The organism is Trinickia caryophylli (assembly GCF_034424545.1).
Lineage (GTDB): Bacteria > Pseudomonadota > Gammaproteobacteria > Burkholderiales > Burkholderiaceae > Trinickia > Trinickia caryophylli.
This window is the reverse complement of record NZ_CP139971.1, coordinates 447734-472988: the sequence shown is the minus strand read 5'-3', so window position 1 is coordinate 472988 and position 25255 is coordinate 447734. Positions and strand designations below refer to the sequence as shown.

The window sequence follows — 25255 nt, the reverse complement described above, 5'->3', positions numbered from 1 at the left end:
GAGCGCATGACTGCGCGGCGCTTCCCTCAGCACAGCACGGGCAAGCGAGGAGCCTCATGAAAAGTTTCGATCCGGCCGGCGTCTCCGTACGCGGCGCGCATTTCATCGGCGGAGAATATGTCGAGCCGGGCGGCTTGCGGCTCGAGGTCAAGCGGCCATCCGACGGCGCAGCTTATGCTGCGGTTCCTGTCGGCGATTCGGCCACCGTCAACGAGGCCGTGGAGTGCGCGTGGCGGACGTGGCGCGCGAGCGGCTGGGGGCGCATGGCGCCGCGCGAGCGGGCCCGTGTCCTGCGGCGTTTTGCCGATCTCGTCGCGGCCGATGCGCCGACGCTCGCGCCGCTCGAAGCGCTTGGCTCCACGCGCCCCGTGCGCGACGCCTTCGCGTGGGACGTGCCGTTTACCGCCGAAGGCATCCGGTTTTTCGCGGAATTCGCCGACAAGCTCGGCGGCCAGGTTGCGGCAACCGATCACGACCATCTGGGAATGACGATCGCCGAGCCTTACGGCGTGGTGGGCGCCATCGCACCTTGGAATTTCCCGCTCGTCATGGCCTCGTGGAAAATCGCGCCCGCGCTCGCGGCCGGCAACGCGGTCGTGCTGAAGCCTTCCGAACTGACGCCGTTTTCCGTGCTGCGCCTGGCCGAACTCGCCGTCGAGGCGGGCGTGCCGGCCGGCCTTTTCAACGTCGTGCAAGGCGACGGCCGTACGACGGGCGATGCGCTCGTGCGCCATCCGCTCATCGGCAAGGTCACCTTCACGGGCTCCACGCGCACGGGCGCCGCGATCATGGCCGCATGCGCCGAGTCGGGCACGAAGCCCGTGACGCTGGAATTGGGTGGCAAGAGTCCTCAGATCGTGTTCGCCGATGCGCCGCGCCTTGACGACGTCGCGCGCCGGATTGCGGCCGCCATCACGAACAACGCCGGGCAAGTATGCGTCGCTGGCTCGCGGCTGCTCGTCGAGCGCCGCATCGCCGAGCCGCTGGCCGAGCGCATCGCGAAATGCTTTGCGACGCTCGAAGCCGGCCCGACATGGCACGAGCGGACGACGCTCGCGCCCATCGTTTCGCAACGTCAGGCCGCAACGATAGAGACGATCGTCGACGAAACGCTCGCCGCCGGCGCGAGCCTGCGTTACGGCGGCTGCCGCGCCGAATGCGACACGACAGGCGGTGCCTATTACGCTCCTACGCTGATCGCAGATGTGACGCCCGAATCCGCCGCGGTCAGGCGCGAAATCTTCGGCCCCGTGCTGACGCTCCAAAGTTTCGACACGGAAGAGGAAGCGCTCGCCCTCGCGCAGCATCCGGAATATGGCCTCGCGGCGGGCGTCCATACGGCCGACATCGGGCGCGCACTGCGCTTCGTGCGCGGGCTCGAAGCGGGCACAGTCTGGGTCAACCGCTATGGGCGCAGCGCCGATTTCGCGATTCCGACGGGTGGCTACAAGCGCTCGGGCATCGGCAAGGACCTGGGGCGCGAGGCCTACGAGGCGAACCTGCGCTTCAAGAGCGTGCTCATCGATTTGAATGGCTGAGCGGCTGTGCCGCGCGGCGGCCGGACGCGCCCGCCGCACCGCAGACTGTGCTGTCGACACCCCTCAAAACGCATCGTTTATGTCGTCAGCCCGGTCCGAATCGAAGACATCGGAGTTTTTTGCATTGATTAAATCTTTTTCACGACGCAGACATCGTTAGATCACGGAACGATCGTTTGCAAACCGCCGACGTTATCAAAAGGACGCACTGACATGATCGACTTCGAGCCGAAGTACATCACCTTCGATTGTTACGGAACCCTCATCAAATTCCGCATGGCCGACATGACGCGCGAGCTGTACGGCAGCGAACTCGACGGCGAGCGGCTCGATGCGCTCGTACGTTTTTTCGCGGCCTACCGCCGCGACGAGGTGCTCGGCGCATGGAAGCCGTATCGCGACGTGGTGGTCGACGCGTTTCGTCGCGCCTGCAAGCGCGTGGGCGTACCGTTCGACGAGGCCAAGGCCGAGAGCATCTATACGGCGGTGCCGACCTGGGGCCCCCACCCGGACGTGCCGGAAGGCCTTTCCCGGCTCGCGAAGAAATACAAGCTCGTGACGCTCACCAATGCGGCGGACGATCAGATTCAGCGCAACATCGACAAGCTCGGTGCGCCGTTTCATGCCGTCTTCACGGCACAGCAGGCCCAGTCCTACAAGCCGCGCATGCAAGGCTTCGAGTACATGTTCGACCAATTGAACTGCAACCCCGAAGACGTTCTCCATGTGTCTTCGAGCCTGCGCTACGACCTGATGACGGCGCATGACCTCGGCATCAGGCATAAGGCCTTCGTCAAACGCGGGCACGAACCGTCGACACCGTATTACGAATATTACGAAGTCGACGACATTCCGCATCTCGCCTCGCTGCTCGGCCTTTGACCGAGAAGCCGCCACCTGCCACGGCACCGATCAACCCTGGGGATCCCGCAAGGACGTAGCCGATGAAGCTCGACTCCTATTGGCTCGACACCGCACCCGCATTGCCGTTCGATGCGGCGGCGCCTGTCGAGGGTCGCGTCGACGTCGCCATCGTCGGCGGCGGCTTCACGGGGCTCTCGGCGGCGCAGGCGCTCGCGCGGCGCGGCGCCTCGGTGGCCGTGCTCGATGCCGGGCGCATCGGGGGCGGCGCATCGGGCAGAAACGGTGGACAAGTCAACACGGGTGTGGCGCAGGATTTCGGTGCGCTCGTGGCTCAGCTCGGCCTCGAGCGGGCAAGACGCTGCTATCTCGCTTACGAGGCCGCCGTCGATACGGTGGAGCGCCTCGTCCAGGAGGAGTCGATCGACTGCGACTACCTCGCTTCGGGCAAGCTCAAGCTTGCCTCGAAGCCTCGTCATTTCGAGCACCTCGCGGCCACGGCCGAGTTGATCCGGCGCGAGGTCGATCCGAATATCGAATTGATCGACCCCGCCCGCATTCGCGACGAAGTGGGCTCCGACCGGTTTCACGGCGGCCTGCTGCAGCGACACGGCGGCCAGATGCACATGGGCAAGTTCGCCGTTGGGCTCGCCGCCGCGGCGCAACGGCACGGCGCGGTGTTTCACGAGCATGCGCCAGTCAGCGCAATAGAGAAACTGGGCACGCGCGGCTACCGGCTCAGCTCGCCGCGTGGGGCGCTCGAGGCGGAGCGCGTGTTGATCGCCACGGGGCCGTCGCGCCATGGCCCGTTCGGCTGGTTTCGGCGCAGGCTCGCACCGATCGGCTCGTTCATCGTCGTCACCGAGCCGCTCGGGCATTCCGTCGTGGCGCGCCTTTTTCCGGGCCGCCGCGCCTATACGACCACGCGCCTCATGCACAACTACTTTCGCGTGACGGCCGATTCGCGTCTCGTGTTCGGCGGGCGCGCGCGATTCACCGCCTCCGAGCGGCCGTCCGACGCGAAGAGCGGCCGCATCTTGCAGCATGCGCTGGCCGAACTGTTCCCCGAGCTTGCGCACGCGCGCATCGACTACTGCTGGGGCGGGCTCGTCGACATGACGGCCGACCGGCTGCCGCGCGCGGGTCAGCACGACGGGCTCTATTTCTCGATGGGCTACAGCGGGCACGGCACGCAGATGTCGACGCACATGGGACAGGTGATGGCCGACGTCATCGCCGGACGCGAGGACGCGAACCCCTGGCGCGACTTCGCGTGGCCCGCGATTCCGGGCCATACGGGCAAACCGTGGTTCTTGCCGATCGTCGGCGCCTATTACCGCATCAAGGACGTTTTCTACTGATATTTCGTTAACCCATGAGCCAGCCGTGGCTTTTCTTCGCGGAGAAGTTCGATGAACAAAAAGACCCCACTGTGCGGCGATCTGCAAGCCGCCCCCACGCTCGAACAGCTGACGGCCAAGGGCGCCTCGCGACGTGACGTGCTGCGTTCGCTGGCCGCCGCGGGGATCGTCTCCCTGACCGGCATCGGCCTGCTTGCGGCGAGCGCCACGGCGCACGCGCAAGGCCAGCCGAAGCAGGGCGGCAAGATCCGGGTGGCGACGCAGTCGGCTTCGACCGCGGATACGCTCGATCCGGCCAAGGGCTCCCTTGCCACGGACTATGTCCGCTGCAACATGGTGTACAACGGGCTGACCGAGCTCGATGCGCATCTCGGGGCGAAGATGGCGCTCGCAACCTCGTTCGATACGACCGATGCGAAGGTCTGGGTCGTCAAGCTGCGGCAGGGCGTGCAGTTCCATGACGGCAAGACGCTCGCGCCGGCCGACGTCATCTACTCGCTGATGCGCCACAAGGATCCGGCCACGGCGTCGAAGGCCAAGACGCTCGCCGATCAGATCAGCGAGGTCAAGGCGACGGGGCCCAACGAGGTCACGATCACGCTCGTCGGCCCCAATGCCGATCTGCCCGTCATCCTTGCCGATGCCCACTTCCTCATCGTGAAGGATGGCGCCAAGGACTTCACTTCGGCGATCGGCACGGGGCCGTTCAAGGTGAAGGAGTTCGCGCCCGGCGTACGTACGGTGGTGGTCAAGAACGAGCGCTACTGGAAGCCCGGGCTGCCGCATCTCGACGAGATCGAACTGATCGGCATCGGCGACGAATCGGCTCGCGTGAATGCGCTGCTGTCGGGCGACGTACAACTCGTCAACGCCTTGAGCCCGCGCTCGACGGGGCGGATCAAAAGCACCCCGGGCTATACCGTGCTCGAAACGAAAACCGGCCAGTACACGGATCTCGTCGTGCGAGACGAAGGCGGCATAACCGGCAATGCCGATTTCCGACGCGGGCTCATGTACCTGCAAAACCGGGAGCAGATGCGCCGCACGATTTTCCTCGGCTACGGTGCGATCGGTAACGATCAGCCGATCGACCCGACGAATCGCTACTACCTCGCGGACCTGCCTCAGCGTGCCTACGATCCCGACAAGGCCAAGTTCCACTTCAAGAAAGCGAACCTCGGCGGCGCACCGTTGCAGCTCTTCGCGTCGCCTGCAGCCGACGGCTCGGTCGATATGGCGATGCTGCTGCAGCAGGCGGCGCCGCTTGCCGGGCTCAACCTGCAGGTTTCGCGTGTGCCGGCCGACGGCTACTGGTCCAATCACTGGATGAAGCATCCGCTCGGCTATGGATCGGTGAATGCGCGCCCGACCGCCGACATGTTGTTCACGCAGTTCTTCAAGTCCGACGCGCCCTGGAACGAAGCGAACTGGAAAAGCCCGCAGTTCGACCAACTGCTCGTCGCGGCGCGCAGCGAGCCCGACGACGCGAAGCGCAAGAAGATCTATGGCGACATGCAGGTGCTCGTGCACGAGACCGGCGGCGTCGGCATTCCGATGTTTCTGAGCTCGCTCGACGGCCACACGACGAAGCTCAAGGGGCTCGGCTCGATTCCGCTTGCGGGCCTGATGGGCTTCGCGTTTTCGGAGCACGTCTGGCTCGACGCCTGAGCCTCATCGGTAAAAACCGACTGTCCGGCGGCGCGCGTGCGCCGGCCGGCAGCGCTACGAAGGAGTCACGTCGATGAAAGCAAAAGCGGGCAGGCTCGTTGCGGCACGTCTCGGCCTTGCGCTTCTGACGCTGCTGATCGTATCGGCAATCGTCTTTGCGATGACGGGGCTGTTGCCGGGCGATGCCGCGCAGCAGGCCCTCGGGCAGGCGGCCACACCCGAGGCCGTGGCCGCGCTCAGGCATCAGCTCGGCCTGGACCAGCCGGCGCTCGCGCGCTACGCCGCATGGCTCGCACACGCGGTGCGCGGCGACTTCGGCATGTCGATGTCGAACAGCCTGCCGGTGAGCCAGCTCATCGCCTCGCGCCTGCCGAACTCGCTGATGCTCGCGCTGCTCACGACCGTCGTTTCGGTACCGCTTGCACTCGCGGCCGGCGTGCTCTCGGCTATGTACCGCGGCTCGCTGCTCGACCGCACGCTGAACGTGCTCACGCTCTCGGCCGTCGCCGTGCCCGAATTCCTCGTTGCCACGATCGCCGTGCTCGTCTTCGCCGTCAAGCTGCATTGGCTGCCGGCATTGTCCTACCTGTCGTCGGTCCATTCGCTCGGCGATCTGCTGCGCATCTATGCGATGCCGGTGCTCACGCTGTGCTGCGTCATCGTCGCGCAGATGGCACGCATGACGCGCGCAGCGGTGCTCGACCAACTCAATGCGAGCTACGTCGAAATGGCCAGCCTCAAAGGGGCCTCGCACACGCGCATCGTGCTGAGACACGTTTTGCCGAATGCGGTGGGTCCGATCGCCAACGCGGTCGCGCTGAGTCTGTCGTATCTCTTCGGCGGGGTCGTCATCGTCGAGTCGATCTTCAACTATCCGGGGCTCGCGAGCTTGATGGTCGATGCCGTCACGAACCGCGACATGCCGCTCGTTCAGGGCTGCGTCATGGTGTTCTGCACGGCTTATCTCGCGCTCGTGCTGATGGCCGACCTCTGTCAGATCGTTTCCAACCCGAGGCTTCGCACACGATGAATCGTCCCATCCACCCCTCGTTCCCGCACGCCGGCACCGAGCTGTACGACGAGCAAGGTGTCGGCCCGGACGGCAGTATGCCCGAGAGCCGCGAGTCGAAGACCGATGCAAGCGCCGCGGGCACGGCGCGCAGGCGACAGCGGCGCCGCCTTTCGTGGCTCGGCCGCATCGGCTTCGCGATCGTCGTGTTCTGGCTCGTCATCGCCGTCGTGGGACCGTATATCGCCCCTTACCAGAGCGGTGCGCTGGCATCGGCCGACGTCTTCGGCAGCTACAGCGCCGCGCACCCGTTCGGCACCGACTATCTGGGCCGTGACATGCTGAGCCGCGTACTCGATGGGGCGCGCTACACGGTCGGCCTCGCGCTCAGCGCGGCCGTGCTGGCAAGCGGCATCGGCATCTGCTTCGGCCTTCTGGCAGCCGTGTCGTCGCGCTGGGTGGACGAAGTGCTGAGCCGCCTCTTCGACGCGCTGATCTCGATTCCGAGCAAGGTGCTCGCACTCGTCGCGGTCGCGGCGTTCGGCTCGTCGATTCCGATGCTGATCACCGTAGCCGCGGCTGCCTATATTCCGGGCGCGTTTCGCATCTCCCGCTCGCTGGCCACGAACCTCATGACGCTCGAGTACGTGCAGGTGGCGCGCGCGCGGGGCGAAGGGCTCGCCTATATCGCGCGCGTGGAACTGCTGCCGAACATGATCCATCCCGTGCTGGCGGATTTCGGGCTGCGCTTCGTCTTCATCGTTCTCCTGCTGAGCGGCCTCAGTTTTCTCGGCCTCGGCGTACAGCCGCCGAATGCGGACTGGGGCTCGCTCGTGCGCGAGAACATCGGCGGCCTCGCTGAAGGCGTGCCGGCCGTGCTCGTGCCGGCTGCGGCGATTGCAACGCTGACGGTAGGCGTCAATCTGCTGATCGACAGCCTGCGCCGCCATGGCGGCTGGACGAAAAGGAGCTGACGCGATGAACGACACGACCATGATCGAAGTAGACGGCTTGCGGATCGAAGCGGGGGACGCCCCCGATACGCGAACGGAAATCGTCAAGGGCGTAAGTTTCAGGGTGAATAAAGGCGAAGTGCTTGCGCTCATCGGCGAGTCGGGCTCCGGCAAGACGACGATTGCGCTCTCGCTGCTCGGCTACGCGCGGCAGGGCTGTGCCTTCGCCGGCGGCAGCGTGCGCGTGGGCGGTACCGACGTCCTCGCGCTCGACGAAGCCGGCCGCCGCGCTTTGCGCGCGCGTACCGTCGCTTACGTCGCGCAAAGCGCGGCAGCGGGATTCAACCCGGCTCGCAGGCTCATGGATCAGGTGACGGAGCCGGCGCTGCTGCACGGCCTCATGACGCGCGAGGCCGCCGAAGCGAAGGCGGTCGAGCTTTTTCGCGCGCTCGCACTGCCGGCGCCGGAGACGCTCGGCGAGCGATACGCGCATCAGGTGTCGGGTGGGCAGTTGCAGCGCCTCATGGCCGCGATGGCGCTGATCACCGATCCGGCGGTAGTCGTCTTCGACGAGCCCACCACCGCGCTCGACGTGACGACGCAAATCGAGGTGCTGGTCGCGTTCAAACGCGTCATCAAGCAGTTCGGCGCGACGGCCGTGTACGTGTCGCACGACTTGGCCGTCGTCGCGCAGATGGCTGATCGCATCGTCGTGCTCAATGGCGGGCAGGTCCAGGAGAACGGCACCGTCGATCAGATTCTCGACGCGCCGGCGCACCCGTATACGCGGGCGTTGCTGAATGCGTCACGACACCGGGGCGACGGCGGCCGCGCGACCGCGGACGATGCGCAGCCGCACGGAGCGGCCGCTACGCCACTGCTCGAAGTGCGAGGCCTGTGTGCCGGCTACGGCGGGCTCGATCGCAAGGGCCAGCCGGCGCACCGTGTGCTCGACGATGTCGGTCTCACTATAGGAAGGGGCAGGGCCGTCGGCGTGATCGGCGAATCGGGCTCGGGCAAGACCACGTTGGCACGTGTCGTTGCGGGGCTGGTCGGGCGCGCGGGCGGCGAGGTTCGCTTCGAGGGGCAGCCGTTGCCCGCGCAACTGGCCAAGCGCACGCCCGATCAATATCGGCGTATCCAGATCGTGTTCCAGAACGCGGATACCGCGCTGAATCCGAGCCACACCGTGGCCGATATCCTGAGCCGGCCGCTCGCGTTCTATCACGGTTTGCGCGGCCCGGCCGCGAAACGGCGGGTCGCGCAGCTGCTCGACCTCGTCAAACTGCCGGCGTCGGCCGCCGCACGCCTTTCGTCGGAACTGTCCGGCGGGCAGAAGCAGCGTGTGAATCTCGCACGCGCGCTGGCGGCGGAGCCCGCACTGATTCTCTGCGACGAAGTGACCTCGGCGCTCGATACCGTCGTGGCCGCGGCGATCGTCGATCTGCTCGGCGAATTGCGGCGCGAGCTCGGCGTATCGTATCTCTTCATCAGCCACGACATTTCGACGGTGCGCGCGATCTGCGACGAGGTCGTCGTGCTATACGCGGGCCGGCGTGTAGAGGCGGGGCAGCGGGCATCGCTCGGCGCGCCGCCACATCATCCGTATACGGGCCTGCTCGTCGATTCGGTACCGCAATTGAAACGCGGTTGGCTCGAAGCGCGGCGCGAACTGGCGACGGCCATACCCGCACCGCTTTCGTCCGACGCGGGCCATGCGGAACTCTGCTGCTTTCGGGCGCGTTGCGGCGTCAGAATCGACGGCCGATGCAATGTCAGCGCGCCGTCGCCCAAGCGGCTCGATTCCGGCACGGAAATACTCTGTCATCGTTCGGCCGAGGAACTCGTGCGCCTGCAGCCCGCCGGAGGTGCGATGTGAGCGGCCGATTCGTGCGCGTGGCGGAGCGCGAACGCCCGACTTTCCGGATCTTCATCGATGGCGAGCCATGCGATGCCGCGCAGGGCGACACCGTGCTCGTCGCGTTGCTGACGTCGCGGCGGGCCGTGCGCGATTCGGAGTTCGGCGATGGACGCCGGGCCGGGTTTTGTCTCATGGGCGCATGCCAGGACTGCTGGGTCTGGTGTGCCGACGGCACGCGGTTGCGTGCCTGTACGACGCCTGCGGTGCCAGGCATGTCGATCGTCACCCGGCTTGCCGAGAGCGAGGGGGGGATATGGCCGCGCGGATAGTCGTAGTGGGCGCCGGGCCGGCCGGCGTGCGCGCCGCCGAGGCGTTCGTCGAGCATGGCGTGCGCCCCGTGGTGGTCGACGAAAGCCGCCGCGACGGCGGGCAGGTCTATCGGCGGCAGGACGACCGGTTCACGCGTTCCTACGCGACGTTGTACGGCACGGAGGCACCGCGCGCGGCCCGGATCCACGGCGCCTTCGATGCGCTGAAGGCGCGCATCGATTACCTGCCCGAGACGCTCAGTTGGAACGTGAGCCCGGGGGAGCTGCATCTGATCGCGGGGGGGACGTGCCACCGTGCGCTAGGGTTCGATGCCCTCGTGATCTGCGGTGGCGCGACCGATCGCATCGTGCCGGTCAAGGGCTGGCATTTCTCGGGCGTCTACAGTCTCGGCGGCGCGCAGGTCGCGCTGAAATCGCAAGGGTGCGCAATCGGCTCACGGGTGGTTCTGATGGGCAGTGGCCCGCTGCTTTATCTGCTCGCGGCGCAATACGTGAAAGCGGGTGCGGGGCTCGCGGCCGTGCTCGACACCTCGCCCGCCGCACGGCGCCTGCGTGCACTGCCCGCGCTGGCGGCGGTGCCGGCCGCGCTGCTCAAGGGGCTTGCGCTCGTGCGCACGTTGCGCCGGGCCGGCGTGACGATTCATCGCGGCGTGAGGCCGATCGAAATCGTCGGTACGCCCGAAGACGGCGTGGGCGGCGTCAAGGCCGAGCTTGCCGACGGCACGGCGCTCGAGCTGGCCTGCGATGCGGTGGCGCTCGGCCATCATCTGCGCCCCGAAACGCAGCTCGCCGATCTTGCGGGCTGCGAGTTCGTTTTCGACGAAGCCGCGCGCCAATGGCTGCCGCGCATCGACGAAGACGGCCGCAGCACGGTGCCGGGCATTTATCTGGCCGGCGACGGCGCGCGCGTGCTCGGCGCCGACGCCGCGGAAGCGTCGGGCCGTCTCGCCGCACTGGCGGCGCTGGCCGATCGCGGCGTGAGCGTCGAGGGCCGCGAGGCGCTGCGCCGCCGCCTGGCGCGCTATGCGCGTTTCGCGGCGGGGCTGCGTCAGGCATTTCCGTGGCCGGCGGACCATGCTGCGGCGCTGGCCGACGATGCGATCGTCTGTCGATGCGAAGCCATCCGCGCCGGCGAGTTGCGGCGCATCGTCGAAGCTACCGGGGCGCACGAGGCGAACCGGGCGAAGGCGTTCTCGCGCGTCGGCATGGGACGCTGCCAGGGCCGTTACTGCGGGCATGCCGCGGCCGAGATCATCGCGGCTACGGCTGGCGTGCCGCTCCAGGAGGTCGGCCGGTTGCGCACGCAGTCCCCGGTCAAGCCCATGCCGATGGCAATCGTCGAGGATTCCGAAACATGAGTACGCGCATGAGCGAAACGGATGTGCTCGTGATCGGCGGCGGGATCGCGGGCTCGACCACGGCGTTTTTCCTACGGCGCCGCGGTTGCGACGTCACACTCGTCGAGCGCGGGCTGACCGGGCAGCAGGCGAGCGGCGTGAACTTCGGCGGCATTCGCCGGCAAGGCCGCGCGATGCATCAACTGCCGATCGCGAATCGGGCGCTGGCCACGTGGCAGCGCGCCCGGGAGTGGCTCGGCGAGGACGTCGAATTTCTGCCGACGGGGCACACGCGCGTTTGCTACCACGCTCGTGACGTCGAGTCGTTCCGGCAGTACGCGCACGACGCGCGCGCCCATGGGCTCGAACTCGACGTGCTCGAAGGCGCGGCGCTGTTCGAACGCTTTCCGTTTCTGAGCCGCGAAGTGCTGGCGGCGTCGGTATCGCCGCTCGACGGCCACGCGAACCCGCGGCTTGCGGCGCCCGCGTTCGCACGTGCTGCGGCAAGGCTCGGTGCGATCGTGGAAGAGAACGTCGAGGTGCGGCATGTCGAACGCGATGGGCCCGGCTTTCGCGTCGAGGCCGCGGGCGGGCGAACTTATCGCTGCTCCAGGCTGGTCGTCTGTGCCGGCGCGTGGGCAAACCGGCTCAGCGCGCAATTCGGCGAGCCGGCCCCGCTTCAGGCGCGCGGTCCGCAAATGGCGGTGACCGAGCCGGTGCCGTACGTGTTCGGTTCGACGATGGGCGTGTTCACGTCGATCAAGGAAGAAAGCGTCTACTTCCGGCAGATTCCGCGCGGCAACATCATTCTGGGCGGCGGGCTCCAGGGGCCCGCCGACGTCGAAACCTGCCGGGCGCGCGCCGTGCCGATTCACACGGTGCGCCAGATGCGGCAATTCTGCCGGCTCGTGCCGTCGCTCGCGCCGCTTCACGTCATCCGCACCTGGAGCGGCGTAGAAGGCTATCTGCCCGACGGCGAGCCGGTGATCGGCGCAAGCGGGCGCGTGCCGGGGCTTTATTACGGCTTCGGCTTCAGCGGGGCGGGTTTCCAGCTCGGACCGGGCGTGGGCGAGACGCTCGCCGAACTCGTGCACACTGGCCGCACGGAAATCTCGCTCGCGCCATTTGCGATCGACAGATTTGCCGCGCGTGCGGCGGCGACCGGCGAAAAGGCAGGTGCCCTATGACGCGATCGGAAGGACTCGAACGGGCGCGTGCATTCATCGATGCGCATTTCGACGAGCCGCTGACGCTGGCCCAGATGGCGGCTCCCGCGGCACTCAGCGTCTCGCGCTTTGCCACCGCATTTCGCGAGCGCTTCGGCGCGTCGCCCTATCGGTACCTGTGCGGGCGCCGTATCGAACGCGCCCAGTCGCTGCTGCTGGCCGGTGTGCCGAGCGTGGCGGTGGCAAGCGAGCTCGGCTTCTTCGATCAGAGTCACTTCGGCCGGCATTTCAAGCGCTGGTGCGGAATGACGCCGAGTGCGTTCGTTGCTCAGGCGCTGCGCAAGCGCGCATAGGACCGCTCGGCCGGGCCGCGGGCCACGGGCCACGGGCCACGGGCCACGGGCCACGGGCCGGTCGAGCGTGAACAAACCTCTTCGAGGATGCGTTCGCAGGTACGCTCGACGTGAATGGGGCGTGCGGGCGATGTCATCGAGACCTGCTTTCCTGTGCAATGACGGTGGCAGCCATCTCGCATAAAAAACACACGTGAAGCGTTAAATTTGTGTATTGCCGATGCGTGTCGATGAAACTTAAATGTGTAATCGGCGGCGATAATATTTCGCGTCTGTGCAAACATTTTCGCCGAATGATTTTATGGGGAATGGGATTTTTGAGATGCTGAGAAATTGAGCTATAGGATGAAAATGGCAAGTGTCCTGATTTCCGGAAATCGTCTCGGTTCTGCTGACTTCGGCGCGCATATCATCAATCTTTTTAGAAATAATCTCGAATTCGCTGTGGTGAATCTGGCGCTATGATCCGGATTGGAGGTTCCCGTGATGAAGTGGGTGGACGCGGCGCTTCGCGGGCGGAGGGAATTTAATTGGTTTTAGGTTGGTTGTTTTATCTGGAGAGTGATTTATGCCTGTAGAAACAAGATATAGTGGAATTTACTCGCAAAGCATTGTTAATGATGACAGAAATTTGGAAAGATTTAATGCCGAAGTGAATGTTCATCTCGATGCCATCAACTCTCGACCAACCGGAAATATGCTGCTGAACCAGTTGTCGGCGCTCGCGGAAGGACGCAGGCACAAGATTACGATCCATGAAATGCAGCCGTCGCGAACGGGTCCCATCGCCGAACCGGTCCTTTCTCGTCGCCAGCGGGATGCCCATCCGGAGCTGACCGAATTTAGCGATATTCGGGAAATGGCCGGGCGCCGGTACGCCCTCAAGACGCCGGACGGACCTAACGTAGGATCGAGCGTCGTCGTTTCATGGACCGCTCACCAGACCAGTATGGCGCTGGACGAGGATGGAGATCCAACCGGTCCGACATCAAGCAACCGGGACAAGGTGAGCCTTCTGGCGCACGAGCTGGTTCATGCAAAGCATATGATGGCTGGAACCTGGAAAGGAAGCTATCAGAATTCGCGCGATCCGGATACCGCTGCGGGCAAGGAAGAACTGCGGGCAGTGGGCCTCGGCAAATACAAGCATTCGCTGTCGGGCGAGCCTTCCGAGAACTCCGTGAGGGCCGAGCATGGCTTGCCGAAGCGGGTGAGCTATCACTACTCCGGCTATCGAAGCGAGTAACCCGCCCGATCCACGCGCGCAAGCGCAATGGCCGCGGCCGGACCGGTGCGGCTGCGGTGCCTGCCGCCATCTCGGGCCAGGATGGCCCGAGGCGCTGCTCGAATTTCGTTGATCAGATGAGCGCATCCTCTGCGATGCGGGCAGGTGGAATGTCGTGTTCGATTTTCCTCGCCTTTGACGAGTTTTATCATATTTTCGATATTTTCGGAAATTTTGAATTTATAAGGTTTTTGAATGCCGTTTAATCCCATTTCGCGCAATTCGTTGAATTACCATCTCGCAGGCGGGTCCGATGATTTTTCCACCCCGGCCCCCGAGAGTGCGCCGCAACGATCCGTACGGCCCTACGAAGCTTTTCAGGGCTTGTCTCGGCAAAGCGTGAGCAGACGTGTTGCGGAGACGGCGGGCGATTGCGCAAACACTCGCCGGGCTCGTAGCCGCATCCTCCCATGCAGTGGCGAACTCTCCGGGGTTCCGCACGGCTTTACCCGAGAGCAGATCGAGCCATACCGAGCGTTGGAGAGAACCTACGCCGATCTGTTTGCAACCACGCACATTCGCAAGGTTTCGAGCAGAAGCGGCGTCCCGGCCACGACGATACAAGATGTCGATATGGACGAATGTGTCGTGATCAACGCGGCGCGCGATGGATACGATGCCCTTGGGACGACCGGCGTGGCAACGTGCATTGCCATCTGCGCTCAGGGTAAGAACGCGCGTGGCGAGCCAATTCTCGGGCTGTGCCACTACTCGGGCATCCAGGATGCCGAGGAGGTGCTGGATTGCGTGAAGGATATGATGGCCGAAAGCGGTGTGGCTCGTCCGGAGATATTCCTCGTGGGCGGCATGATTTCGAATGCCGAGGACGAGGGCAGCTTCGAGATGGAGCGAGACCTTCTCGCTCTGCGCGACAGGTTCGACATCAAGGGTGCCAAGCTTCATGTCAGCATGAGCGACAGTGACGGCGAACCCAACTCCGTTAACGTAGTGATGACGGGCAATGGGGTCTACTTCAGTGAGGCGTCTCTCTATCGATGAATCTGATTCCACGCCAGCGGGCGGCGAAAGCATTTGCGAGAGCCGTCCGCAAGCGCGGATGAATCCCGCACGGCAAGTCACTACGTTCGTGCTGTCGAGCGTGCCCGCGCACGCCACTGCGCCGGCGTCATCCCCACCGTGCGCTTGAAGACGCGCTGAAATGCGGCATCGGAACGATAGCCTACCGACTCGCCGATCGCGGCCACCGATGTCGGGGTCTGCGCCAGCTTTCGGCCCGCCAGCGTCATGCGAATCTCGGTAAGCAACTCGCTCGGCGAGCGTCCGAACGCTTCGTCGAAGTGCCGCACGAAGGTGGCGCGCGACATGTTGCAGCGCGCCGCCAAGACGGGCAGCGTCCAATCGTGGCCGGGCTCGTCGAACATCGCGGCGAGCGCCGGCTGCAGCCGCGGCTGTTGCGCGAGCGCGAGCAGCCCGCGCGGCGGCTCGGGCGATTCGCTCGCGAAACGCAGCGTCATGGCGAAGAGGGCACCCGACAACTGATTGATCACGGCCTCGCTGCCGGGGGGCTGCTCGCGTGCTTCCTCGCGCATGAGCTCGATGAGCCGGGCGAGCCGCGTACCCGCGAACGATGCGGGCGCAGCCGGCGTCCCGTCAGCGTCGCGCTGCATGCCGCGCACGAGCAGCATGCCTGGCAGATGGTCGAGCAATAGCCGTTGCGGAACGACAGGCAGCAGAAAGCGACCGCACAGCAGCTCGGCGTCGTGAACCTTCGCGTCGTTGTCTGCCAGCGTCAAACCATCCGCCTGCCGCTCGTGTATGCGGCGCGCTCGCTTGCCGCTGCCGTCGTGCAGCCGGTGCCCTTCGCGCGCAGGGAACAGCACGATATCGCCCGGGCCCATCCGCAATGCCCGCCCTTCGTCATTTTCGACCACTGCCTCGCCGCTCAGCAGCACATGGTAGGGCACTTCCCATTGATTTGCGGCCGCCTGCTCGATCCGCCAGGGCGGGCCGAAGTGGCACCGGACGTCGACGCGACCCGTGACCGGTATCAGCGTAAGGAGCTTGTTCAGTACTTCCATGAGACGCTTGAGCATGAATGTGCGTCATTATGACATTAACCGGCTCGACTTTGCGCCCTAGACTGTGCATCAGGCCATCGACGATGGCGCTGCCGATCCACCAGACGATCCACTTTCGAAGGAGTACGACGATGTCACGCTTGCGCACCATCAAACCCGAAGACGCCACCGGCCCGCTTGCCGAGGTGTTCTCGGCCATCAGGAAAGCCGTGGGCAAGGTGCCCAATACCTATGCGGTTATCGGCACGCAAAGCCACGACGCGCTCGGTGCGGCGCTGGCGTTCGACGCGGCGGTAGGCCGAGGCACGCTTGCCAAGGCCGATATCGAAATCGTGAAGCTCGTCGTCAGCGAGTTCTCGGGCTGTGACTACTGCATTGCCGTGCACACGTTTGTGGGCAAGGCAAACGGTCTGGCCGGAGAGGCGATGAAAGCCGCGCGCGCGGGTGCTTCGACGGGCGATGCGAAGCGCGATGCGCTGGTAGCCTACGTGCGCGCACTGGTGGGCACGCGTGGCACGGTGCCGGCCGAGACGGTCGAAGCCGTGCGGCGCGCAGGATACACCGATCGCCAACTGATCGAGATCAATCTGGCGATTGCGTCGATCACGTTCACGAATCTCGTCAACCGCGTGAACGATACGCCGCTCGATTTCCCGAAAGTGGACTGACACGGCAGCCGGCCTGCCCCTTCACCCCCCCTCCAAGGGGGCACGGGGGCGGGGCGAGCGCACCGGCAAACCGGCTATGCGCGGCGCCGCGGCGTGGGGAGGCACGCCCGTTGCTCGACTGATGGCATGTTCCACCGCGTTCCGACGAACGTCAAAAGGGAGTGCACATGACGAGCAGACCGACACCGCCTTTGCCCGAGCAGCAGCAAGACGATGTGCCGGGCAAGACAGCCCCGATGAACCCGCAGCCCGATCACGGCGAGCAGAGCTACCGGGGACATGGACGATTGGCCGGCAAGGCGGCACTGATTACAGGCGGCGACAGCGGCATCGGCCGGGCCGTCGCCATCGCGTTTGCGCGCGAGGGGGCCGACGTCGCCATCGCCTACTACGACGAGCACGACGATGCGCGCGAAACGGCGCGCTGGGTTCAGCAGGCAGGCCGCAAGGCGGTGCTGATTCCCGGCGACATCGGCGAACATGCGCATTGCCGCGAGGTGGCCTCGCGCACTGTGGAGGCGTTCGGCCGCATCGACATTCTCGTGAACAATGCGGCGTATCAGATGAACCACGAGTCCATCGACGAAATCACCGATGACGAGTGGGACCGCACGTTCGATATCAACATCGGGGCAATGTTCCGCCTGGTCAAGGCGGCACTGCCCCATATGAAAGCCGGCAGCGCCATCGTCAATACGGCGTCGGTCAATGCGGACAAGCCCCGTCCGACGCTGTTGCCTTATGCGACGACCAAGGGCGCGATACAGAACTTCACCGGCGGGCTTGCACAACTGCTCGCGTCCCGGGGTATCCGCTCGAATTGCGTGGCGCCGGGTCCGATCTGGACGCCGTTGATTCCGGCCACACTGCCCGCGGACAACGTCAAGGAGTTCGGCAGGCAAACGCCGATGGGGCGGCCCGGGCAGCCTGCCGAGCTGGCACCGGTCTACGTCATGCTCGCGAGCGACGAAGCGAGTTATATCTCGGGTGCGACGGTCGCAGTGACGGGCGGCGTGCCGATCATCTGACGGGCCGGCCATGGGAGCGCCGACCGGGGTCGCTCACGCCCCGTTGCCGACGCGCGAGCGCGGCAAGACGCGAGCGCGAGCGCAAGAGCCTCTTCCGGACTCGGAGCGTACGACGGGTATCGAGCGGCACGGGCTGCTCGAGGTTGGCCGCAACTGCGGCTCGATCCTGCACGCCGATCGCTTCAGCGTTCTGATCGATGCGCAGTCCTATTTCGCAACGCTGAGGCAGGCGCTCATACGCGCCGAGCGAACGATCTTCATCGTCGGATGGGATATCAACAGCCGGATGAAGCTGGTGCCCGAAGGCGCGCATGACGGCTACCCCGAGCCGCTCGGCGAGTTCTTGCAGGCACTGGCCGTGTCGCGGCGGCGCCTGCGCATATACATACTCGCCTGGGACTTCGCGATGATCTACGCGTTCGAGCGCGAATGGATGCCGGTCTACCAGACGGGCTGGCGCTCTCATCGCGGCCTCGTGTTTCGGCTGGACGGCATGCATCCGCGCGGCGGATCGCATCATCAGAAGCTCGTGGTGATCGATGACCGGCTCGCATTCGTCGGCGGGCTCGACCTCACGCGCTCGCGTTGGGACACTCCCGAGCACGCCGCCGCGGACCCGCGCAGGCGCGACCCGAACGGCACGGTGTACGGCCCGTTTCACGATGTACAGGCGATGTTCGACGGCGATGCGGCGCGCGGCATTGGCGAGCTTGCGCGCGAGCGCTGGCGCCGCTCGTGCGGCAAGCGCATCGCCATCCGTGCGGATCGCGCGTTGAGCGAGGACGGCGACCCGTGGCCGCCGGAGGCGCCCATCGACCTTCGAGACGTGGTGATAGGCGTGTCGTTGACCGAGCCGCCGCACCGGGGCCGCACGCCGTTGCAGCAGGTGCGCGCATTGACGGCCGATTTCATTGCCGCCGCGTGTCGCCATGTGTACATCGAGAATCAGTACTTCACGGCCGCTGTGGTACGCGAGGCGCTGGCCGCCCGGCTCGGCGAGCCGAACGGCCCGGACATCGCCGTGGTGGTGCCGCGGATGCAAAGCGGTTGGCTGCAAGAGGCGACGATGGGCGTCTTGCGCGCGCGGCAGCATCAGGCGTTGACCGGCGCCGACGCCCACGGCCGCTATCGCATGTACTGCCCGCACATCGACGGGCTCGGCGACGGGTGCCTCAATGTGCACAGCAAAGTCATGATCGTCGACGACCGGCTCATGACGATCGGCAGCGCGAATCTGAACAACCGGTCGATGGTGCTCGACACGGAATGCAACATCGCCATCGATGCGAACGGCGACGCGCGCGTGCATGCGGCCATTGCCCGATGCCGCGACCGGCTGCTGGCGGAGCATCTCGACGTGGGCGTGGGCGACGTCGAACGCGCGATCGAAGGCATGGGCGGCCTTCATGCGGCGATCGGGGCGCTCTCGCGCGAGACCGGCCGTTCCCTGCGGCCCTTCGCGCCTGCGACGACGAAGGAGGTCGATGCGATCGTGCCGGTCAGCGCATGGCTCGACCCCGAGCAGCCCGTCGAGCCGGACGCGCTCGTGCGCGAGTTCGTGCCGCAGGAACACAGCAAATCGTTGAGGGCGCGCTTTGTGCTGTTGGGTGCGCTCGTACTGGGGGTCGTCGTTCTCGCACTGCTATGGCGTTTTACGGCGCTGGGAGACCACCTGAACCTCGCCTCGCTCGTGCATTGGGGAAAACGCATCGGGGCGCTGCCGCTCGCACCGCTGATCGTACTGGGCGGCTACGTCGTCGCGGCCGTCTTGTCCGTGCCGATCACCGTACTGATCGCGGCGACGGGGCTCGTATTCGGTGCATGGCCCGGAATGGCCTATGCGCTGGGCGGGACCTTGCTCGCTGCGGCAGCCACCTACGGTATCGGCGTGACGCTCGGGCGCGACGCCGTGCGCCGGCTTGCGGGGGCGAAGGCGAATCGGCTCAGCGAACGCATCAGCAAGCGCGGGATCGTCACGATGATGGTGCTGCGGCTCTTGCCGATCGCGCCGTTCACCGTTGTCAACCTCGTCGCGGGGGCGTCGCATATCCGCCTGCGCGATTATCTGATCGGGACGATGCTCGGGATGCTGCCGGGTATCGTGCTCACCGTCACGTTCGCGCATCAATTGCTCGCGGCGATCCGCCATCCGGGCGGCGGCGCTTGGGCGACGCTGATGGCAATAGGGGTGGCGCTCGTCGCGCTGTCGGTCTTCCTTCAACGATGGCTGGGGCGCCTCGAATGAGCGCGAACGGCAATGAGCCACAAGCCGCCATGCTCGATGCGAACGTCGCGCGGATCGTGCGCGAGCGTGGCGCCCCCGCGGCGTGCGCGCTGCGCATCGCCACCTACAACATCCATGGTGGGCAGGGTAGTTGGGCGAGGCAAAGCGCTCAACGGACGAGCGAGGCGGTGGCTGGTGTCGTGAAGGAACTCGATGCCGACATCGTCGCGCTGCAAGAGGTGCCGCTCGGCGGCACCGATGCGCCGAATGTGCTGGAACAACTGCGCGATGCGACCGGAATGTACGCTGTCGAGGGCGTGACGCTCGACACGTCGCGGCGGCGATACGGCAATGCCGTCCTCTCGCGTTTGCCGATCCGCTCGGCGCGTACGCTCGATTTGTCGTTTCGACGACGAGAGCCGCGCGGCGCGCTGGATGCGGACATCGAATGCGGCGACGTGGTGCTGCGCGTCGTGGCGACGCATCTCGGGCTCTCGGCGAGCGAGCGCAGTGCACAGGTGCGATCGCTCCTCAACGCATTCGACACGAGCGCGCTGCCGGTCATCCTGCTCGGCGACATCAACGAGTGGTTCGTGCACGGGCGTGCGTTGCGCGCGCTCGTCACGCGTTTTCGGCGCGCGCCGGCACCGCGCACGTTTCCCACATATTTTCCGGTGTTCGCGCTGGACCGCGTCTGGGTCCATCCGGGCGAGTGGCTGACGAGCGTGCAGGTCCACCGCACGGCGCTCGCGCGTACGGCATCCGATCATTACCCGCTGATTGCCCGGATCGACACGGGTTTGTCGGCAGCACGAGGAGACGGCGATGAAAACGGCTGAGCTCGAGGGCAAAGCGCTCGAATACTGGTGTGCCCGGGCGCTTGTGGACGAGCGCGAAGAGGTGCGGTTCGTGTCGGTGGAGCCGGCGCTCGTGGTCACGCTGACGCATGGCGAGCTGCGCAAGCTCGAACAACGCTTTGCGCCGGCATCGGCGTGGGCAGACGCCGCCGACGTGCTCGAACGTGCGCGGGACCTGCGGCTCACGACGGGCGACGACGGATACACCCGTTGCCGCGCACGGTTTGCTGGCTGCGATCGCACGAGCGACGGCGAGGGAACGAGCCCGCGCATCGCGCTTATTCGTTCGTTCGTGCGGGCGCGGTTCGGCGAAGAGGTCGACGACGCCTATCCCGGCGCGCCCCATGCGGTTCGCGACGGCGTAGTCATTCCCTATGAGGCCGGTGCTCCGTTGCCCACCTACGCCGAGGAGCGCGGGCGTGCCGACGACGAGACAGGCGACATCCGTTCAGTGCCGCGTCCTTGAATGCCGCAGGGGCCGTCCGTTGTTGGTTCTTGGTTCCTTGGCCTCTTGCCGTCAGCTATCGATCGCGGAGGACGCGCGGCGGCACGGACCGGTCGATTCGCGCACTCTCAGTTCGGCTGCAACCGCGAAACCGGGAACGGCGGTTTGCCCGCCGAGCATATCGAGCAGTGCAGAGGCCGCGCGTTCGCCGATCGCGCGTGTGTCGACCCACATGGTCGTCAGCGCGGGACGGATCTCGCGGGCCAATTCGATATCGTCGAAACCCGTGATCGACAGCTCGGCCGGCACGCGGATGCCGAGGGCCTCGGCTTCGAGCAGGGCGCCCAACGCGAGATTGTCGTTGCCGCAGATGACGGCGCTCGGTCGCGGCTCGGGGGCCTGCCAGATCGCGCGCAGGCTTTCGCGCCCGAAGCGCAGCGTCGCGGGCCCTTCGCGGCGATGCGAGGGACGCACGGCGATTCCGCGCTCGGCCAACGACCGCTGGATTCCGGCGAGCCGTGCCTCGACCCGGTCGTTGTTGGCCGACGGCTGCATGATGATGGCGAAATCGCGGTGCCCGAGTTCGAGCAGATGCGAGGTCAACTGGCCGAACGCGGCGCGGTTGTCGAAGCCGATGCAGCAACGAGGGCTGGCGTCGCGGTACGCGTAAGTGACGACATAAGGCACGCCCTGATTCTCGAGCAGTTCGAACAGTTCGGGCGGCTGCGCTTCGCCGACCACCGACACCGCCTCCACGCCGCGCGCGAGCATTGCTCGCACCTGTGTCAGCGCCTGCGAGGGATCGTAGTTGGAGCAGCCCAGGAGCAGCGTGAAGCCATGCGCCGCCATGACCGCCTGCATGCCGGCCACCTGAGACGCGAACACGTGGTTGTCGAGCGTCGGAATGATGGCGCCGACGATATGCGTGCGGGTGGATGCGAGCGCGCGGCCGGCGGCATTGGGAATCCAGTTCAATGCCCGCGCCGCCTCGTGCACGCGCGCCTGGACCTCGGCGGACACCTTGCCGGGTTCGTTGAAGACGCGCGAAACGGTGGCGGTGGATACCCCGGCGCGCCTGGCGACGTCGCCGAGCACCGAGCGGCCGGTGCCACGCCGGGCGCGCGAGACGGGCTCGGGCGCGTCCGGTGGAGCGGGCCAGCGGCTCATGCGCTCCTCGCCTGGTGCGCGCGGTCGCGCGGGCAGGCCGGCATACGCTCGGCAGTCGTCATCGTTTACCCTCGCGAGGCGAAAGAGCACTTGCGTTTCTGCGAGTGCCTGTGAGAATGTAAGCGCTGACAAGCGGCGCCCGGACATACCGTATGCTAATCGCTGCAATGGCGAAACACAACGCCATTGCGAGTGCTGACGAGCGTACGGTTTTTTTAAGTTGGAAATGTAAGCGATTACATCAGGGCGGCTTTCAACGGGAAGAGCGTCGCGCGGTTCCAAAGGGGCGGCGGCGGCCCGGCAACCAGATCCGACCGGCCATACACGGACCCAGGCGGACAGACATGGAGACACCGGCAATGAGCGACACCTCCTCGATAGCAGCCGCGCCGCCGCGCATCCGGCATTCGCAACGTATCGCGCTAGCGCTCCTGGTCGTGAGCGGGGTCGTCAACTACCTCGATCGCGGCACGCTTGCGGTAGCCAATTCGGCGATTCGCGCGGACCTCGGGCTGTCGCTTGCCCAGATGGGCGTGCTGCTTTCGGCGTTCTCGTGGAGCTACGCGCTTTGCCAGTTGCCGGTGGGGGCACTGGTCGACCGCGTCGGTCCCCGGCGGCTGCTCGGCATCGGGCTCGTGCTGTGGTCGGTTGCGCAGGCGGCAGGGGGCATGGTGTCGACGTTCGGCTGGTTCGTCCTCGCGCGCATCCTGCTCGGCATTGGCGAAGCACCGCAATTTCCGTCCGCCGCACGGGTAGTCAGCAACTGGTTTCCGCTTCGCGCACGCGGCACGCCCACGGGCATTTTCAACTCCGCGTCGCCGCTCGGCACCGCGCTGGCGCCGCTGCTGCTCTCGGTTCTCGTCGTGTCGTTCCACTGGCGCTGGGCGTTCGTCGTCACGGGCGCGATCGGCCTTCTCGTGGCGGGGGTCTGGTTCGCGCTCTACCGCGACCCGGTGCGTGCGCAACTGTCGCTCGAAGAACGCCGATATCTGGATGCAGGCGCCGAAGAGCGTGTTGCCCAGCCCAAAGTGACGTTCGCCGAATGGCGCAACCTGTTTTCCCATGCGACGACCTGGGGCATGCTGATCGGCTTTTTCGGCTCCGTCTATTTGAACTGGGTCTACCTGACCTGGCTCCCGGGCTACCTGACGGCCGAGCGGCACATGAGCCTCATGCGCACGGGCGTAGCTGCCTCGGTGCCATTCTTCTGCGGTTTTCTCGGCGCACTGTCGGCCGGCTGGTTTTCCGATCTCGTCACGCACAACAGCCGCATGCCTGTCGTAAGCCGCCGCAATGCGGTCGTGATCGCGATGCTCGGCATGGTCGTGTTCACGATTCCCGGTGCGCTGGCGGAAAGCAATGCGGTCGCGCTCGCCTGCATTTCGGTCGTGATTTTTCTGGCGAACGCCGCCTCGGCGTCCTCGTGGGCGCTCGCCACTGCGGCCGCGCCGCCGAGCCGCGTGGCCTCGCTCGGCGCGATCCAGAACTTTGGCGGCTTCATCGGCGGTGCACTCGCGCCTGTCGTCACGGGCGTGATCGCGCAGCGGTGGTCGTTCGTGCCTGCGCTGCTTAGCGCCGCGGCGATCGCGTTCGTGGGCGCGATGGCCTATCTGCTGCTTGTCAGACATCCGATTCCCGAGCGCGAAGTCGATGCGGCGCCCGGGCCGTTGCCCGCGTCGATTCGGTGAGCGCGCGGGATATCGCCATACCCAGGGAGAAATGATGCATACGAGAGGGCACGCCGATACGTCGGTCGAAGGCATTGTGCCGGTCATGCTGACGCCGTTCGACGATGCGGGCGAGATCGATTACGCCGGGCTCGAACGGCTGATCGAATGGTATCTGCGGCATGGTGCCGATGCGCTGTTCGCCGTGGCGCAGTCGAGCGAGATGCAGTTCCTGAGTCTGGCCGAGCGCGCGAAGCTCGCGCGTTTCGTGGTCGAGCGCGTGGCGGGCAGGGTGCCTGTGGTCGCATCGGGTCACATCAGCTACGCGCCCGACGCGCAATTCGAGGAACTGAAGGCCGTGGCCGAATCCGGCGCGGACGCCGTCGTGCTCGTGACGAACCGGCTCGATCCCGACCGCAAAGGCACGGCCGCATTCCGCGCGAATCTCACGCGGCTGCTCGAGAGGCTACCGTCGGATCTGCCGCTCGGGCTCTATGAGTGCCCGGCGCCGTATCGCCGGCTGCTGACCGATGAGGAGATCGCCTTTTGCATCGATACCGGCCGGTTCGTCATGCTCAAGGACGTGAGCTGCGATCTCGCGACGGTCGAGCGCCGCGTGGCGCTTGCGCAAGGCTCGCCGCTCAAGATTCTCAACGCGAACGCGGCAATTGCGTGGGACGCGATGAAGGCCGGGTCGGCCGGCTTCAACGGGGTATTCACGAACTTTCACCCCGACCTGTATCGATGGCTGCGCTTGTCCGGCAGCCATCATCCCGAGCTTGCGCAGGAACTGGCGACGTTTCTGGTTGTCAGCGCGGTATCCGAAGCGCTCGGTTACCCGGCGCTTGCGAAAATTCACCATCAACGGATCGGTACGTTCGCGTCGATGCGCTGCCGCGCGATCGACTACGACGTGCGCGATCGCTTCTGGGCGCTCGACGCGGTGCTGGACAAGATCGTGGCCGGCACCGAGCAGTTTCGCGCCAGGATCGCATCGCTCGGCAAATGAAGAAGAAGGCCGCGGTGCGGCCTTCTTCGATTGAAATACAGTGCTTGCGTTACTTGGCTGCGTCGGCCTTGCACTTCTTCACGAACGATGCCTTCGCCGCGCCTGCCAGCGGCTTGCCATTCGATCCGACGGCCTTGGTTTCGCACGCTTTGGCGACCGTGTCCGCCTTACATTTTTTCAGGAACGAGGCTTTGGCCGCACCGGCGAGCGGCTTGCCGTTCTTGCCGACCGCCTTCGCTTCGCAGCTGTCGGGTGCCGCGCCGGCCGTGGCCGAGGCTTGTGCGTGCGCGAGCGTGACCGCGAACACCGCGGCGATGGCGACCAACGCCGATTTCTTCAGCATGAGCATGACTTTGTCCCCTCAACTGTGGTCGAAGCGAATTGCTTCACGCGGTAAACGGGCGAGGGTGTCGCGTGGTTGACACCCGCT

General features: G+C 65.9%; 23 protein-coding genes. 20 read left to right on the top strand and 3 right to left on the bottom strand.

Annotated elements, in window-relative coordinates:
* Nucleotides 1–56 precede the first annotated feature (56 nt).
* The 13 genes from U0034_RS21365 (at nt 57) to xopAK (ending at nt 14720) form a co-directional block, all read left to right on the top strand.
* Entirely contained in the window at nt 57–1538 is a 1482-nt protein-coding gene (locus U0034_RS21365; protein ID WP_085225005.1) for an aldehyde dehydrogenase family protein, read from the top strand.
* Nucleotides 1539–1751: 213 nt separating this feature from the next.
* Nucleotides 1752–2420 carry a haloacid dehalogenase type II gene (locus U0034_RS21360; RefSeq protein WP_085225007.1) on the top strand — a complete coding sequence of 223 codons (669 nt, stop codon included), beginning with the start codon at nt 1752–1754 and terminating at the stop codon, nt 2418–2420.
* Between the two features lie 62 nt (nt 2421–2482).
* Nucleotides 2483–3760, top strand: a complete 1278-nt coding sequence (locus U0034_RS21355; RefSeq protein ID WP_085225009.1) for an NAD(P)/FAD-dependent oxidoreductase — start codon at nt 2483–2485, stop codon at nt 3758–3760.
* Nucleotides 3761–3811: 51 nt separating this feature from the next.
* Nucleotides 3812–5428 (top strand): ABC transporter substrate-binding protein, encoded by a 1617-nt coding sequence (locus U0034_RS21350; protein ID WP_085225011.1) that lies wholly within the window; start codon nt 3812–3814, stop codon nt 5426–5428.
* A 73-nt stretch (nt 5429–5501) separates the two neighbouring features.
* Nucleotides 5502–6458, top strand: a complete 957-nt coding sequence (locus U0034_RS21345; RefSeq protein ID WP_085225013.1) for an ABC transporter permease — start codon at nt 5502–5504, stop codon at nt 6456–6458.
* Complete coding sequence (locus U0034_RS21340) at nt 6455–7411, top strand: ABC transporter permease (protein WP_085225015.1); 957 nt, start codon at nt 6455–6457, stop codon at nt 7409–7411. The genes U0034_RS21345 and U0034_RS21340 overlap by 4 nt, the downstream gene beginning before the upstream one ends.
* A gap of 4 nt (nt 7412–7415) precedes the next feature.
* Nucleotides 7416–9269, top strand: a complete 1854-nt coding sequence (locus tag U0034_RS21335; protein WP_085225018.1) for an ABC transporter ATP-binding protein — start codon at nt 7416–7418, stop codon at nt 9267–9269.
* Nucleotides 9266–9580, top strand: a complete 315-nt coding sequence (locus U0034_RS21330; RefSeq protein ID WP_085225020.1) for a (2Fe-2S)-binding protein — start codon at nt 9266–9268, stop codon at nt 9578–9580. The genes U0034_RS21335 and U0034_RS21330 overlap by 4 nt, the downstream gene beginning before the upstream one ends.
* Nucleotides 9565–10938: an FAD/NAD(P)-dependent oxidoreductase gene (locus U0034_RS21325; protein ID WP_085225022.1), complete on the top strand. Its 1374-nt coding sequence runs from the start codon at nt 9565–9567 to the stop codon at nt 10936–10938. Before U0034_RS21330 ends, U0034_RS21325 begins: the two co-directional genes overlap by 16 nt.
* Nucleotides 10935–12104: an NAD(P)/FAD-dependent oxidoreductase gene (locus U0034_RS21320; protein ID WP_176072581.1), complete on the top strand. Its 1170-nt coding sequence runs from the start codon at nt 10935–10937 to the stop codon at nt 12102–12104. The genes U0034_RS21325 and U0034_RS21320 overlap by 4 nt, the downstream gene beginning before the upstream one ends.
* Complete coding sequence (locus U0034_RS21315) at nt 12101–12436, top strand: helix-turn-helix transcriptional regulator (RefSeq protein WP_085225024.1); 336 nt, start codon at nt 12101–12103, stop codon at nt 12434–12436. Before U0034_RS21320 ends, U0034_RS21315 begins: the two co-directional genes overlap by 4 nt.
* Before the next feature lie 568 nt (nt 12437–13004).
* The gene (xopG, locus tag U0034_RS21310; RefSeq protein WP_085225026.1) at nt 13005–13682 is read left to right on the top strand and encodes a XopG/HopH/AvrPtoH family type III secretion system effector; all 678 of its coding nucleotides are present in this window, start codon (nt 13005–13007) and stop codon (nt 13680–13682) included.
* A gap of 234 nt (nt 13683–13916) precedes the next feature.
* Nucleotides 13917–14720: a XopAK family type III secretion system effector gene (gene xopAK, locus U0034_RS21305; RefSeq protein ID WP_269149700.1), complete on the top strand. Its 804-nt coding sequence runs from the start codon at nt 13917–13919 to the stop codon at nt 14718–14720.
* 80 nt (nt 14721–14800) lie between these two features.
* Here xopAK and U0034_RS21300 read toward each other — a convergent pair whose 3' ends face one another.
* Complete coding sequence (locus tag U0034_RS21300) at nt 14801–15775, bottom strand: cupin domain-containing protein (RefSeq protein ID WP_233211910.1); 975 nt, start codon at nt 15773–15775, stop codon at nt 14801–14803.
* 116 nt (nt 15776–15891) lie between these two features.
* On the opposite strand from U0034_RS21300, the gene U0034_RS21295 reads away from it, so the two are divergent.
* The 5 genes from U0034_RS21295 (at nt 15892) to U0034_RS21275 (ending at nt 21003) form a co-directional block, all read left to right on the top strand.
* Nucleotides 15892–16428, top strand: coding sequence for a carboxymuconolactone decarboxylase family protein (locus tag U0034_RS21295; protein WP_085225028.1), 537 nt, complete (start codon nt 15892–15894; stop codon nt 16426–16428).
* Nucleotides 16429–16589: 161 nt separating this feature from the next.
* Nucleotides 16590–17456, top strand: coding sequence for an SDR family oxidoreductase (locus tag U0034_RS21290; protein ID WP_102622944.1), 867 nt, complete (start codon nt 16590–16592; stop codon nt 17454–17456).
* Nucleotides 17457–17466: 10 nt separating this feature from the next.
* Nucleotides 17467–19701 carry a VTT domain-containing protein gene (locus U0034_RS21285; protein WP_085225032.1) on the top strand — a complete coding sequence of 745 codons (2235 nt, stop codon included), beginning with the start codon at nt 17467–17469 and terminating at the stop codon, nt 19699–19701.
* A 29-nt stretch (nt 19702–19730) separates the two neighbouring features.
* Nucleotides 19731–20519 (top strand): endonuclease/exonuclease/phosphatase family protein, encoded by a 789-nt coding sequence (locus U0034_RS21280; protein ID WP_233211914.1) that lies wholly within the window; start codon nt 19731–19733, stop codon nt 20517–20519.
* The gene (locus tag U0034_RS21275; protein WP_085225036.1) at nt 20506–21003 is read left to right on the top strand and encodes a phage protein NinX family protein; all 498 of its coding nucleotides are present in this window, start codon (nt 20506–20508) and stop codon (nt 21001–21003) included. Before U0034_RS21280 ends, U0034_RS21275 begins: the two co-directional genes overlap by 14 nt.
* A 51-nt stretch (nt 21004–21054) precedes the next feature.
* Here the strand turns inward: U0034_RS21275 and U0034_RS21270 are convergent, their stop codons facing one another.
* A complete protein-coding gene (locus U0034_RS21270; protein ID WP_085225486.1) occupies nt 21055–22149 on the bottom strand; it encodes a LacI family DNA-binding transcriptional regulator in 1095 nt (364 codons plus the stop codon).
* Between the two features lie 359 nt (nt 22150–22508).
* Here U0034_RS21270 and U0034_RS21265 point away from each other — a divergent pair, with 359 nt between their 5' ends.
* Both U0034_RS21265 and U0034_RS21260 read left to right on the top strand, forming a co-directional pair.
* The gene (locus U0034_RS21265) at nt 22509–23837 is read left to right on the top strand and encodes an MFS transporter (RefSeq protein WP_085225038.1); all 1329 of its coding nucleotides are present in this window, start codon (nt 22509–22511) and stop codon (nt 23835–23837) included.
* 34 nt (nt 23838–23871) lie between these two features.
* Nucleotides 23872–24825, top strand: coding sequence for a dihydrodipicolinate synthase family protein (locus U0034_RS21260; RefSeq protein WP_085225488.1), 954 nt, complete (start codon nt 23872–23874; stop codon nt 24823–24825).
* A gap of 49 nt (nt 24826–24874) precedes the next feature.
* Here the strand turns inward: U0034_RS21260 and U0034_RS21255 are convergent, their stop codons facing one another.
* Nucleotides 24875–25174 carry a hypothetical protein gene (locus tag U0034_RS21255; protein WP_386092404.1) on the bottom strand — a complete coding sequence of 100 codons (300 nt, stop codon included), beginning with the start codon at nt 25172–25174 and terminating at the stop codon, nt 24875–24877.
* Nucleotides 25175–25255: the final 81 nt, after the last annotated feature.